The sequence below is a fragment of the Parabacteroides johnsonii DSM 18315 genome (assembly GCF_025151045.1).
GTDB classification, from domain to species: domain Bacteria; phylum Bacteroidota; class Bacteroidia; order Bacteroidales; family Tannerellaceae; genus Parabacteroides; species Parabacteroides johnsonii.
Genome location: NZ_CP102285.1, coordinates 4,242,184 through 4,255,208 on the forward strand (window position 1 = coordinate 4,242,184; position 13,025 = coordinate 4,255,208).

Sequence of the window (13,025 nt, forward strand, 5' to 3'; positions counted from 1 at the left end):
TATGATTTTTTATCACTCATAAATCATAATTCAGTTCCAGGCAGATTGCCTTATTGGCTTTTAGGGAAGCTTTGACGTCGATCAGGCGTTGATTGCTGCTGCCACGAAAGAGGAGGCTTTCATCACGTAGAGATTGTTTGAATTTGCCGTCTACCAGGACGTCGATGTATTTGAGTAGTTCGGCCTGTTTCGGATTGTTCAGGAGGCGCTCGAAAGTATAGCCGGTATAACACCAGATGGTTTTCCGGCTTTTTTCTTTGATCGCCTGTGCCAGTTTAGTGAAACCTTCCGGCTGGAACATGGGATCGCCGCCGCTGAAGGTCACATTGGCAAAGTCATCTGCTAAGACCTTTTCCAGGATTTCTTCTGTCGGTACTTGTTTCCCTTTTCTTATATCCCACGATTCAGGATTATGACAACCCGGACAGGCGTTCGGACAACCTGCCGCATAGATCGCGGTCCGGAATCCCGGACCGTCGACTGTTGTATCTTCTATGATATCAATGATGGAAAGCACGTTGTGAATTAAAAATTAATAATTAATAATGAAAGATTAGGCTTCATTTTTCACTATGAACAACCCGGTCGTTCAGTTCTGACAGTTTCGCCTTGTTCCAGCGGTCTGTCGTACCGACCAGATAGCCGGTGATGCGCTGGAGTTTGTCGAGATGGGCGCTGCCGCATTTCGGGCATTTTTCCAAATGGGTTTCCGCATTTTCGTAGCCGCAATCGAGACAACGGTTGCGATTGTGGTTGACGGAGCCGTAACCGATGTTATAACGGTCCATCATATCGACAACTTGCATGATTACTTCCGGGTTATGGGTCGCGTCTCCATCCATTTCGACATAGAAGATATGGCCTCCGCGTGTCATCTCGTGATAGGGAGCTTCCACTTCCGCCTTGTGGCGGGCGCTACATTTGTAATAGACGGGTACATGGTTGGAGTTCGTATAATAGTCGCGGTCTGTGATGCCGGGCAACGAACCGAATTTCTTGTGGTCACGACGGGTAAACTTACCTGACAAACCTTCGGCTGGCGTTGCCAGTACGCTGTAATTATGCTGGTATTCTTCCGAAAACTGATTGGCCCGGTTACGGATGTAGCTGACGATTTTCAACCCTAACTCCTGCGATGCTGCATCTTCTCCGTGGTGTTTGCCGGTGAGGGCGACCAGGCATTCCGCCAGGCCGATAAAGCCGATCCCCAATGTTCCCTGATTGATAACGGGTGCGATCGTGTCGTTCGGCTTCAGTTTCTCGCTACCCAGCCAGAGAGACGACATCAACAGCGGGAACTGTTTGGCATATGCCGTTTTCTGGAATTCCATGCGCTCGTGCAGCTGGCGGGCTGTTATATCCAGCATATGGTCGAGTTTGGCAAAGAACTGGGCGATTCGTTCTTCCTTGTTTTCTATGTGCATGCATTCGATGGCGAGGCGTACGATATTGATCGTCGAGAAAGAGAGGTTACCGCGCCCGATAGATGTTTTCGGACCGAAACGATTCTCGAATACACGTGTGCGGCATCCCATGGTTGCAACCTCGTGCATATAACGTTGTGGGTTGTCTGCACGCCAGTCTTCGCTTTGGTTGAATGTTGCGTCGAGGTTGAGGAAGTTCGGGAAGAAACGGCGGGCCGTCACCTTACAGGCAAGCTGGTAAAGATCGTAGTTGCGGTCTTCCGGCAGATAGCTCACTCCGCGTTTCTTTTTCCATATCTGGATCGGGAAGATGGCCGTCTCACCGTTGCCGACCCCGCGATATGTGCTTTTCAGTATCTCACGGATGATACAGCGTCCTTCGGCCGAAGTGTCCGTTCCGTAATTAATAGAACTGAATACCACCTGGTTACCACCACGGGAATGGATGGTGTTCATATTATGAATAAAGGCTTCCATTGACTGATGTACGCGGCTGACAGTCTTGTTGACGGCATGTTGGATGATACGTTCATCGCCGCTTAATCCTTCGAGCGGACGATTTATATAGTCGTCCAATTCCCGCTGATAGAGATGTGAATAGTCCTGCCCGTTCAGTTCTTCCAGGTTCTTGATTTCCTCGATGAAACTATTGCGCACGTAAGGAGCCAGATAGAAATCGAATGCCGGGATTGCCTGGCCACCATGCATTTCGTTCTGGGCTGTCTCGAGTGAGATGCAGCCTAAGATACTGGCTGTTTCGATGCGCTTTGCCGGGCGTGATTCTCCATGTCCGGCTGAAAATCCGTATTTCAGGATGCGGTCCAACGGATGCTGTACGCACGTGAGGCTCTTGGTCGGATAATAGTCTTTATCATGGATATGTAGATAGTTGTTTTCCACCGCCTCCTTGACCTCTTCGCTCAACAGGTAGTCGTCGACGAACGGCTTGGTCGTTTCGCTGGAGAACTTCATCATCATGCCGGCAGGCGTGTCGGCATTCATATTGGCATTCTCGCGGGTGATGTCGTTGGATTTGATATTGATGATCTCCAGGAACATATCGCGCGTTTTGGCTTTGCGGGCGATGCTACGCTGATTGCGGTACGCAATGTATTTCTGTGCAACGTCCTTACGGCTACTGTTCATCAACTCCAACTCGACAGCATCCTGGATGGCTTCGACAGTCATCTGTGTGTCGCCTTTGAAAGAAATATGATCGGTGATCTGGCGGACCAACTCCCGGTCTTCTCCGTTTTCAGTGTGCAACATCGCTTTACGGATAGCTGTTGCTATCTTCTCTTCGTTGAATCCGACGATACGTCCGTCACGTTTGATAACTGTCTGAATCATGATAAATCTATTATTGAAATTTGTATGTTTTTATGCCTGCAAAAGTATATAGTATAACAATATGGTAAACCTTTTTGGAAAACTTTTGTGTAGTTAAAATATGTCAATCTATTTATTTATAGTTATTTATTTTGATGAATTGGAAAACTTTTAAAGTTTAGTTTGTTTTAAAATTTCCCAAAAGTGTACACCTTCTTAACTCTTTGTGTATAATGTGGAAAACTCCTGAAGAAAGTGTTAATGTGGAAAAAATAATTTGGAAAAGAGATACACACTATACTTTTTTTGTCTAATTTTGCTTTCGAATCGGTTCCGTATGATCAAATCGGATGATACGGATTAAAAGGGAATCGGGTGAAAATCCCGGACAGTCCCGCTGCTGTGAAGCTCCGTTTCAACATCCTGAAACTACTTTTGCCACTGGCTTATGGTTATAAACCGGGAAGGCTTTAGGATGGGAGTCAGTCAGAAGACCTGCCGTTCATTAAAGGCTATTCTTTCCTCGTGGGTTAGGAGAATGGTTCGAAAAAGTTTCTAATTTCATAAATAGTAAAAAGATGGAAAAGCTTTGCTCGCGTTGTGGCACAAAGTTTGTCGGCAACATCGATTTATTGTCGGGCGACTTTGCAGCTACTGGCTTGGACCAGTATCAGAAAACCTTTATCAGGGTCTATTATAAGAATTGCCTTTGTCCGGAATGTATCGGGCATATTCGGGACACGTTCTATGCTTTCGACGTTTCTCCGGTTTACCGTAAAGATCGATAGGGTATCATGGAATGGATTAAAGAACTACTGTGGGGCGAAGGGATAGGACATTCCCTTCTGTTGCTCGCATTTACGGTTGCAGCCGGTATCCAGTTAGGTAAAATCAAGGTCTTCGGAATCTCGTTGGGGGTTACGTGGGTACTCTTTGTCGGGATCATGCTCGGACATTTCGGTTTTTATATCCATCCTGCCGTTATTCATTTCTTTCAGGAATTTGGATTGATCTTATTTGTTTATTCGGTAGGTATGCAGGTCGGTCCAGGATTTTTCTCTTCGTTCAAGAGAGGGGGAATGACGCTGAACGGGCTGGCTTGCGGTATTGTCTTCTTAGGTGTGGCCACGGCTTTGGTGATACACTTCGTGGCGAACATACCGATCCCGGCCATCGTCGGGATCTTGTCCGGAGCGGTCACTAATACGCCGGGGCTCGGTGCTGCTCAGCAGGCTTATACGGATATGACGGGAAGTGGGGACGAGAGCATTGCGCTGGGTTATGCCGTTGCCTATCCGTTAGGCGTAATCGGGATCATTCTGGCGATGCTGTTTATCCGGTATGTGTTCCATGTCAGTTTCGATGATGAAGCGAAGAAGCTGGAGGCGGAGAATGATACGCATGCGGAAGCCATCCCTGTCTCGTTGATCGTTAAGAATCCGGCAGTGTTTAAGAGAAAGGTGATCGAGTTGGCCGCTTTGCTGGAGCATCGCGAATTTGTCATCTCGCGTATATGGCGCAAAGCGACTAATAAGGTCGAAATTGTAACTGGAAACACCGTTTTGCAGGAAGACGATAAAATCTTCGTCATCACGACCGAGCATGATGTGGAAACGATTAAAACATTTATCGGGGAAGAAATCCAGATGGACCGGAAGCAGTGGATTCCGGCGGAGAGCCAGTTCATCAGCCGCCGTATCTTGGTGACAAAGCCGGAACTGACAGGCCGCCGGTTAGGGGATTTGCAACTGCGTCACTTGCATGGTATCAATGTGACGCGTGTCAACCGTGCCGGTCTTGAATTGGTGGCGACACAGGGATTGCAGTTGCAGGTGGGCGACCGGGTGACGGTTGTCGGAAGCGAATTAGCAGTCGACAAGGTGAGTGCTATTTTGGGTAATTCCATGAAGCGGCTGAACGAGCCGAACCTGATTACCATCTTTGTCGGGATTGCATTGGGAATCGTCTTGGGAAGTATACCGTTTTCAGTTCCGGGAATTCCGCAGCCGATCAAGCTGGGATTGGCAGGCGGGCCGTTGATTGTGGCGATCCTGATCAGCCGTTTCGGCTATCGTTACCGACTTGTGACCTATACGACGCAAAGCGCCAACCTGATGTTGCGCGAGATCGGGATCACGATGTTCCTCGCCTGCGTCGGACTGAATGCGGGAGGCGGATTTATCGATACGATCGTGAATAGAGGTGGGTTTATTTGGATCGGCTATGGTTTTATCATCACGATGCTGCCGTTGCTGGTCATCGGGTTGATCGGGCGCTATTACTGCAAACTGAATTATTTTATGTTGATCGGCTTGCTTGCCGGAAGTATGACCGATCCGCCTGCGCTGGCCTATGCGAATGCAACGGCGGGAAACGATGCTCCGGCTGTCAGCTATGCGACGGTCTATCCCTTGACGATGTTCCTGCGGGTACTGACGGCACAACTGATGATTTTATTCTTCTATACATAATATAATAGTATTGTTATTTGTTGTTAGAATATTGTTCAATAGTAATTAAAGTAAGAAGCTCCGTCGAAGTGATTCGCCGGAGCTTCGTGTTTTTTTAGCGGACAGCCGGACGTTGTTACTGTCCTCCCATAATATCCAGTAGTTCATTGGTAATGGCCTGCTGGCGGGTTTTGTTATATTGTAAGGTCAGTTCTTGGATCAGGTCGTTGGCATTGTCGTTAGCCGTTTGCATCGCCATCATACGGGCGGCATGCTCGGATGTCGTCGTGTCGAGCAACGTCGTATAGACCGTCAGGTTGAGTAGCTTCGGGAAAAGCAATGTCTGAAGGCTTTCCGGTGATGGTTCCAAGATGTAATCGATTGCCGGGACGGTGTTTTCAACCGGGGCCTGCGGCAGGGTGACCGGCAGGTAGACTTTATGGGTCAATACCTGTGTCGCCATATTCTTGAAATGATGGTAAAGCAGTTCCACCCGGTCGGCCTTGCCCGAAGAAAAGAGCTCCATCAGCTGTCCGGCGAGGCGGACAGCCTCTTCGAACGAAGGTTTCTCTCCTAAATGCAGGAAATCGTCTTCGGTGGCATAGCCCGCCTTGTGCAGTTCGTCAGCGATCTTTTTCCCGATGGGGTAGAGACAGACAGAAATGTGTTGTGCTTCTAATTCGTGCAGACGGACGGATAGCTCTTTCCATACGTTGGCATTGAACGTGCCGCATAATCCGCTGCTGGATGAGAAAACGGCGATAACGACCTGCTTCACCTCGCGCTTTTCAGTGTAAGGTGATTCCAGGTCACATTCCGCATCTAAAAGGCCGTTTAAGATGGAGGAAAGCTTGTTTGCATAGAGAAGTGTGTGTTCGGTCAACGTCTGGGTATGATGGAGCTTCGCCGAAGAGACCATTTTCATGGCTGCGGTGATTTTCTGTGTGCTCCGGATAGACGCGATCCGGACTTTTATTTCTTTTAGTGATGCCATAATCCCCTTTTTTAATTGACAATTAGGTGTCGCTTGTTGTAATTATCCATTGTCAATTGTCCATTGTTAATTGTTTCGCTGTTTCTTCCAGTTTTTTCCGGATATCGTCATCGATGGTTCCGGTTTTCAGGATGTCCAGCACGTCGTGCTGGTGTGATGTGTGCAGTTCGCGCAGGAATTCCTTTTCGAAGTCGTGCACTTTATCCAATGGGACTCCTTTCAGCAATCCCTGTGTACCGCAGTAAAGGATGGCGATCTGGTCTTCGACAGGCATCGGACTGTATTGAGGTTGTATCAGCAGTTGTGTGTTCTTTTGCCCTTTGTCGATCGTGAAAGCCGTAACGGCATCCATCTCGCCACCGAATTTGGAGAATGATTCCAGTTCGCGGAACTGTGCCTGATCGATCTTCAGTGTTCCGGCCACCTTCTTCATCGCTTTCAGTTGGGCATTACCACCCACACGGGATACCGAGATGCCGACGTTGATCGCTGGGCGGTTTCCCTGGTTGAAGAGGTCGGTTTCGAGGAAGATCTGCCCGTCGGTAATGGAGATGACGTTCGTTGGGATGTAGGCCGATACGTCGCCCGCCTGTGTCTCGATGATCGGCAGGGCAGTCAGGGAACCTCCGCCTTTCACCTTGTCCTTCATACTGTCCGGTAGGTCGTTCATCTGCCGGGCCACTTCGGGCTGGTTGATGATCTTGGCGGCCCGTTCGAGGAGACGGGAATGTAGGTAAAAGATATCCCCCGGATACGCCTCTCGTCCGGAGGGACGGCGCAGGATCAGGGATACCTCGCGATAGGCGACCGCCTGTTTCGAAAGGTCGTCGTAGACAACCAAGGCGTGACGTCCGCTGTCCCGGAAATACTCACCGATGGCGGCACCTGCAAAAGGAGCGAAATATTGCATGGCTGCCGGATCGGATGCTGTCGCGCTGACAACGATCGTATAATCCATCGCGCCTTTTTCCTGCAACGTGTTGACAAGCGAGGCGACGGTAGAACCTTTCTGCCCGATTGCTACATAGATGCAGTAGACCGGATTGCCGGCTTCGTAGTTGCCACGCTGGTTGATGATCGTGTCGATGGCGATGGAGGTCTTTCCGGTCTGGCGGTCTCCGATGATCAGTTCGCGCTGTCCGCGTCCGATCGGGATCATCGCATCGACAGCTTTGATACCGGTCTGCAACGGCTCGTTGACCGGCTGGCGGAAGATAACACCCGGCGCCTTGCGTTCGAGCGGCATCTCGCAGGTTTCTCCCATGATTTCCCCTTTTCCGTCGATAGGGTTTCCGAGCGGGTCGATCACACGTCCGATCATACCTTCGCTGACATCGATGGAGGCGATACGCCCTGTACGTTTGACGATGTCACCCTCTTTTACTTGGTCTGTCGGTCCCAGCAGGACAGCTCCCACGTTGTCCTCTTCCAGGTTCATCACGATCGCTTCCATCCCGTTGTCGAACTGCAGGAGTTCGTTAGCCTCGGCGTTGTCGAGACCGTAAATCCGGGCTACGCCATCGCTCACCTGGAGCACCGTACCCACTTCTTCCGTCCGGATGCCGGTACTGATCCCTTCCAACTGTTGACGCAGGATGGCGGAAACTTCACTCACTTTTATCTGATCTGTCATACTTCTTTCTGTTTTTATCTGTTTTCGAGTAACCGGCTACGGATGTCCCGTAGCTGTGTCGCATAGCTGGCATCTATCCGGTAGTTCCCGATACGCAGGCGGAAACCGCCGATCAGTTCCGGTTGTACGATGCCGGAAAATTCGATGGTGCTGCCTGTCTCTTCCTTCAGCTTGTCCTGGAGGTGTTCTTTTACCTCTTCGCTTACCGGAACTGCGGTGCCGAACTGCACGCGGGTGATGCGTTTGTCTTTCCGGTACAGGTGGATATAGATATGTGCCATGAAAAGCAGGAGGCTTTCCCGTTTATGTTCCAGTACGAGGTGCATGAAACGTTCATACAGGTCGGAGACCTCTATGCCGCCTGCTGCCGTCAGCAGCTTGAGTTTTTCCTCTACCGGGAGGATCGGATTGCCGAGGGCGATCCGCAGTTCCGGTTCGAGCGAGAAGCTGTCTGCCAGCATCTTCATATCATCGTATACCCTTGTTTCCAGTCCTTTCTCTTTTGCGAGGGAGAAAAGGGCTTTCGCATATCGGGAAGAGATTGTTCCTATATCCATACGTTACGATTTACAAAACGATACCTCATCCAACAGCCGGTCGATGATTTGTTGTTGTTCCTTGTCGCGGCTGATCTTTTCTTTCATCACCTTTTCTGCTATGGCGATCGAAAGGTCGGCAATCTCGGAACGGACTTCACGGATTGCTTTCTCCTTCTCTTCGCGGATACGCCGAGCAGCCTCTTCCACCTGCAAACGGGTTTCGGCGGCAGCTTTCCGGTGAGCTTCGTCGATGATTTGTTCCTTTTCGGCAAAGGCTTCTTTCAGGATAGCATTTTGCTTTTCCTTTGCTTCGGCAAGTATCCGGGCTCCCTCGGCCTGAATATTGGCAAGCTGTTCATTCGCCTGGCGAGCCGTTTCAAGAGAATTGTCGATGTAGGCCTTCCGCTGTTCCACTGCCTTGATGATGACAGGAAATCCGTATTTGGAAAGGATGGCAAAGACAATCCCGAATGAAACGATCATCCAGAACAGAAGTCCCGAATCCGGTGTTAATAATGACATAACCTGTTACTTTTTATTGGAATAAAGCCAGGAAACATACCACGATGGCAAACAACGCCACACCTTCAACCAGAGCACCCATGATCAACATCGAGGTACGGATTTCGCCCGCTGCAGACGGCTGGCGGCCGATTGCTTCGACAGCTCCTTTTCCGATCAGACCGATACCTATACCTGCACCGATAGCGGCAAATCCCGCTCCGATTGTTGCTCCCATCTTCGCTATGCCCATTCCGGCAGCTGCTTGTAATAAAATAGTCGATAACATAGTGTTTTAAACTTTAAATTAGTAACCTGATATATTTAATCTTTAACCTTAGCCAGACCAATGTAATTAGCTGATAATAATGTGAATATATATGCTTGCAGACAAGCCACCAGCAATTCCAGACAGTTCATGAACGCGCAGAACAGCACCGAAACGATCGTCATTCCGAAATTCACCAGTAACCCCATCGATACCGTAATAAAGATCAGGCAGGTGAGCGCGAGGATGATCGTATGTCCCGCCATAATATTGGCAAACAGACGGATCATCAAGGCAAACGGCTTGGTGAATACGCCGAAAAACTCAACGAAGGGCATGATCGGTAACGGCAGTTTCAGGTAGATCGGTGCGTTGGGCCAGAATATCTCTTTCCAGTATTCCTTTGTCGCAAACAGATTGACAGCGATAAACGTACATCCCGCCAGGACAGCCGTAACCGCAATGTTGCCGGTGATGTTGGCGCCTCCCGGAAAGACCGGGATGATTCCGATCAGGTTGTTGATCAGGATAAAGAAGAAGACTGTCAGCAGATAAGAGGAGAATGGCTTGTACTCTTCTTTGCCGATCGATTCCTTGATGACACCGTCCTGTATGTAGGAAATAGTCATTTCCATCAGACCGGTAAACCCGCGCGGAACCTGGTTCGGATGTCTCTTGTACCAACGAGCGGTCCGCAGAACTACGAACAGCAGGATACCGCAACTCAGGAACAGGCCGCAAACATTCTTGGTCAGCGACAAGTCGACTGGTCGCACCTCCTCTCCGCGACTGTTCTTTTCCACCACCTTGCCGGCGTGTTCGCCTTCGGTGGCAATATAATAGTTGTGATGCACCTTGCCGTGATGTAAATGGTGGGAGAGGAACATATCCCATCCGTGCTCTTCACTCCTGACTAGCACCGGCAGGGAGATGGCGATCTCCTTTCCGTTCCATTCGGTAATATGCCAGGTGTAAGCGTCCTGAATGTGCGAAAAGACAATATCCTGGACATCGATGCCTTCCTTTTGGGTCTCTGCATGGGCCGGAGCCAGAAAACAGAGCCACATCAGCCACACTGTCCATATCAACCTGTTATTTTTGAGATTGTTCATCATTTTCCTTTTTCTCTCTTTTCATTCTTTTCTTTTCAAACAGATAAACCGTATACGTTTCCAACCCCAAATAGATAAAATAGAAAAGCATCAGGGTGAAGCCGAACATCCTCAAGTTTTCTCTGACCAGTGCGGCGTAAAGCCATAGGAAAACGACGGCAAGCGTGAATTTGCAGAAACGGACTACCATGAAAGCGGTAATCGTTACATCGCCGTTCTTTTTTTTCTTCCGGTCGAGTATATAGGTCATTGCTATTGCCATTACCCAGTAAAAGATCGGAATAGAAGGATACCATTTGAAATAGTGATCCGGCCAGATCGTGTACAATAATCCTCCTAACGTCACACCAATGGCTACATTGATAAATGTAATCAATCCCATCAGCTTAAATTTTAACCACCCAGTCATGTCGTATACTTTTTTATTCGATGCAAACAGATATGTCATCCTCCTTCACCTCCACGAATCCGCTCTTAATGGCCTGTTCGCCTCTTTTGCCATCGTTTTCATATCGGATGGTTCCCTCTCGGAGGGCGGCTATCAGCGGGGCATGATGGGGGAGGATATCAAATGAACCGGCTGTTCCCGGAAAGGAAACACGTTCTGTTTCGCCTTCGAAAAGAATGCCGTCCGGTGATACAATTTCCAGTCTCATATCCGTTATTCGTTTGCTTGTTCTGCCAATCGCTTTGCTTTTTCCATTACGTCCTCGATCGTGCCTACGTTCAAAAAGGCTTGTTCGGGGATGTCGTCCGTTTCTCCGTCCATGATCATCTTGAACCCTCGGATCGTATCTTCGATGGGGACCATGACGCCCGGCACGCCGGTGAATTGTTCCGCTACGGAGAACGGCTGTGAAAGGAAACGCTGTACACGACGGGCGCGGTTGACGGTCAGACGGTCTTCGTCGGAAAGTTCTTCCATGCCGAGGATCGAGATGATATCCTGCAACTCCTTGTTGCGTTGGAGGATTTGTTTCACACGCTGTGCCGTTTCGTAATGTTCTTTGCCCACGATCAACGGGTCCAGGATGCGCGAAGTGGATTCCAGCGGATCGACGGCCGGATAGATACCGAGTTCGGTGATCTTACGGCTCAATACCGTTGTGGCATCCAGGTGCGTAAAGGTCGTTGCCGGAGCCGGGTCCGTCAAGTCGTCTGCGGGCACATAAACTGCCTGGACGGAAGTGATGGAACCTTTCTTGGTGGAAGTGATGCGTTCCTGCATGGCTCCCATCTCGGTGGCCAGTGTCGGTTGGTAACCGACGGCAGACGGCATACGTCCCAACAGGGCGGACACCTCCGAACCGGCTTGCGTGAAGCGGAAGATGTTGTCGATGAAGAAAAGGATGTCTTTCGTTTCCCCTTCTGCCGCCAGGTCGCGGAAAGACTCGGCGATCGTCAGTCCCGAAAGGGCTACCGAAGAGCGGGCTCCCGGCGGTTCGTTCATCTGCCCGAACACCAGTGTTGCCTGCGACTTGGCCAGTTCGTCGTAATCGATCTTGGACAAATCCCAATGACCGGCCTCCATGCTTTTCTTGAATTCTTCGCCGTATCGGATGACTCCGGACTGGATCATCTCGCGCAGCAGATCGTTTCCTTCGCGTGTACGTTCACCCACACCGGCAAAGACGGAAAATCCGTTGTTTTTTTTCGCGATGTTGTTGATCAACTCCATGATAAGGACCGTCTTCCCTACGCCGGCTCCTCCGAACAGACCGATCTTGCCTCCTTTGGAATAAGGTTCGAGCAGGTCGATCACCTTGATGCCGGTGTACAAGACTTCGCGGCTGGTGGTCAAGTCCTCGAACTTGGGCGGTTCACGATGGATCGGAAGGGACCCTTTCTTGTCGAGTTCGGTCATTCCGTCGATGGGGTTTCCCGTTACGTTCATCAAACGCCCTTTTACCTGGTCGCCGACCGGCATCGTGATGGGCGAACCGTGTGAAACGGCTTCCATTCCTCTCCGTAGTCCGTCTGTCGTATCCATTGCTACGGTGCGGACCGTGTTTTCCCCAATGTGCTGCTGGACTTCCACAATCAGAATCTTTCCATTGGGGCGGGTTATCTCCATTGCGTCGTGGATGCGGGGAAGCGTTATCTTTTCTTCCTTGCCATTATCGAAATGAATGTCCACGACCGGACCGATAACCTGTGAGATATAACCTTTTATTTCTCCCATACAATCTCTTTTTTCCTTAATCCTATTCAAATCTTCGGTTGCAATATTACGAATTATGAATTTCCGAAAACCGGAAATATTACTTTTTGAGTCTTTTTGTACTTAGTTAAATATTCAACTAATTTCAACATCTTCTAAAATGAACCAATCGAGTTCTGAAATGAACCAAAATAGCGGGAATAGCTTATTTTGTAAATCGTAGAGATAGAAGATTCTAAGCGAGATATGACGCTTTGCCAGTGGAAAATGGGTGAAATGTTTTACTTTGTTAAATAAAAAGGATTACTCATCTGTTTTTTCTACCTTTGTGGTCGGATTATGGTGTAACCGTATTTGCTTCCGCTGACGGTTAGTAAAAGGGAATCCGGTGAAAGTCCGGAGCTGTACCCGTAGCTGTAAGTTCTGAAACCCCGGCAAATCTTGTTGCCACTGGTGAGTCAGTTGAAAGTTTAAATGCGAATAACTACTCTCAACTTTTAATTGATTCGCTGGGAAGGCTGCCATTAGCAGGCAATTATCCATTGTCAATTGCCAATAGAAAAGGGGAGAACAAGCCAGAAAACCTGCCATTATTCAGTATCTGGTCCCTCGGG

The 13,025-nt window shown here is 49.3% G+C and carries 13 protein-coding genes and 2 riboswitches; of the genes, 2 read left to right on the forward strand and 11 right to left on the reverse strand.

Going from position 1 to position 13,025, the window contains the following annotated elements; all coding sequences use genetic code 11:
• Nucleotides 1-16: 16 nt before the first annotated feature.
• Together nrdG and NQ564_RS17335 are read right to left on the reverse strand one after the other, a co-directional pair.
• Nucleotides 17-517 (reverse strand): anaerobic ribonucleoside-triphosphate reductase activating protein, encoded by a 501-nt coding sequence (gene nrdG, locus NQ564_RS17330; RefSeq protein ID WP_008153131.1) that lies wholly within the window; start codon nucleotides 515-517, stop codon nucleotides 17-19.
• Nucleotides 518-560: 43 nt separating this feature from the next.
• A complete protein-coding gene (locus NQ564_RS17335; protein WP_008153130.1) occupies nucleotides 561-2,774 on the reverse strand; it encodes an anaerobic ribonucleoside triphosphate reductase in 2,214 nt (737 codons plus the stop codon).
• Between the two features lie 290 nt (nucleotides 2,775-3,064).
• Nucleotides 3,065-3,270: riboswitch (cobalamin riboswitch) on the forward strand.
• Between the two features lie 61 nt (nucleotides 3,271-3,331).
• Between NQ564_RS17335 and NQ564_RS17340 the strand changes: the two genes are divergently transcribed.
• Together NQ564_RS17340 and NQ564_RS17345 are read left to right on the forward strand one after the other, a co-directional pair.
• Nucleotides 3,332-3,541 (forward strand): hypothetical protein, encoded by a 210-nt coding sequence (locus NQ564_RS17340; RefSeq protein ID WP_008154015.1) that lies wholly within the window; start codon nucleotides 3,332-3,334, stop codon nucleotides 3,539-3,541.
• Nucleotides 3,542-3,547: 6 nt separating this feature from the next.
• Nucleotides 3,548-5,224 carry a putative transporter gene (locus tag NQ564_RS17345; RefSeq protein ID WP_008153127.1) on the forward strand — a complete coding sequence of 559 codons (1,677 nt, stop codon included), beginning with the start codon at nucleotides 3,548-3,550 and terminating at the stop codon, nucleotides 5,222-5,224.
• Nucleotides 5,225-5,339: 115 nt separating this feature from the next.
• On the opposite strand, the gene NQ564_RS17350 is transcribed toward NQ564_RS17345, so the two are convergent.
• Genes NQ564_RS17350 through atpD form a run of 9 tightly spaced genes read right to left on the reverse strand, consistent with a single transcriptional unit; the run spans nucleotide 5,340 to nucleotide 12,432 of the window.
• The gene (locus NQ564_RS17350; protein ID WP_008153125.1) at nucleotides 5,340-6,197 is read right to left on the reverse strand and encodes a F0F1 ATP synthase subunit gamma; all 858 of its coding nucleotides are present in this window, start codon (nucleotides 6,195-6,197) and stop codon (nucleotides 5,340-5,342) included.
• A 52-nt stretch (nucleotides 6,198-6,249) separates the two neighbouring features.
• Nucleotides 6,250-7,830: a F0F1 ATP synthase subunit alpha gene (gene atpA / locus NQ564_RS17355; RefSeq protein WP_008153123.1), complete on the reverse strand. Its 1,581-nt coding sequence runs from the start codon at nucleotides 7,828-7,830 to the stop codon at nucleotides 6,250-6,252.
• 14 nt (nucleotides 7,831-7,844) lie between these two features.
• The gene (locus NQ564_RS17360) at nucleotides 7,845-8,387 is read right to left on the reverse strand and encodes a F0F1 ATP synthase subunit delta (protein WP_008153122.1); all 543 of its coding nucleotides are present in this window, start codon (nucleotides 8,385-8,387) and stop codon (nucleotides 7,845-7,847) included.
• Nucleotides 8,388-8,390: 3 nt separating this feature from the next.
• The gene (gene atpF / locus NQ564_RS17365; RefSeq protein WP_008154020.1) at nucleotides 8,391-8,891 is read right to left on the reverse strand and encodes a F0F1 ATP synthase subunit B; all 501 of its coding nucleotides are present in this window, start codon (nucleotides 8,889-8,891) and stop codon (nucleotides 8,391-8,393) included.
• A gap of 13 nt (nucleotides 8,892-8,904) precedes the next feature.
• Nucleotides 8,905-9,159: an ATP synthase F0 subunit C gene (gene atpE / locus NQ564_RS17370; RefSeq protein WP_005633044.1), complete on the reverse strand. Its 255-nt coding sequence runs from the start codon at nucleotides 9,157-9,159 to the stop codon at nucleotides 8,905-8,907.
• Nucleotides 9,160-9,194: 35 nt separating this feature from the next.
• Nucleotides 9,195-10,253: a F0F1 ATP synthase subunit A gene (gene atpB / locus NQ564_RS17375; RefSeq protein ID WP_008153115.1), complete on the reverse strand. Its 1,059-nt coding sequence runs from the start codon at nucleotides 10,251-10,253 to the stop codon at nucleotides 9,195-9,197.
• Nucleotides 10,231-10,659 (reverse strand): hypothetical protein, encoded by a 429-nt coding sequence (locus NQ564_RS17380; RefSeq protein ID WP_021862156.1) that lies wholly within the window; start codon nucleotides 10,657-10,659, stop codon nucleotides 10,231-10,233. The genes atpB and NQ564_RS17380 overlap by 23 nt, the downstream gene beginning before the upstream one ends.
• A gap of 13 nt (nucleotides 10,660-10,672) precedes the next feature.
• Nucleotides 10,673-10,906 (reverse strand): F0F1 ATP synthase subunit epsilon, encoded by a 234-nt coding sequence (locus tag NQ564_RS17385; RefSeq protein WP_008153111.1) that lies wholly within the window; start codon nucleotides 10,904-10,906, stop codon nucleotides 10,673-10,675.
• Between the two features lie 5 nt (nucleotides 10,907-10,911).
• Nucleotides 10,912-12,432, reverse strand: a complete 1,521-nt coding sequence (gene atpD / locus NQ564_RS17390) for a F0F1 ATP synthase subunit beta (RefSeq protein ID WP_008153109.1) — start codon at nucleotides 12,430-12,432, stop codon at nucleotides 10,912-10,914.
• Between the two features lie 302 nt (nucleotides 12,433-12,734).
• A riboswitch (cobalamin riboswitch) is annotated at nucleotides 12,735-13,017 on the forward strand.
• The last annotated feature ends 8 nt before the right edge of the window (nucleotides 13,018-13,025 follow it).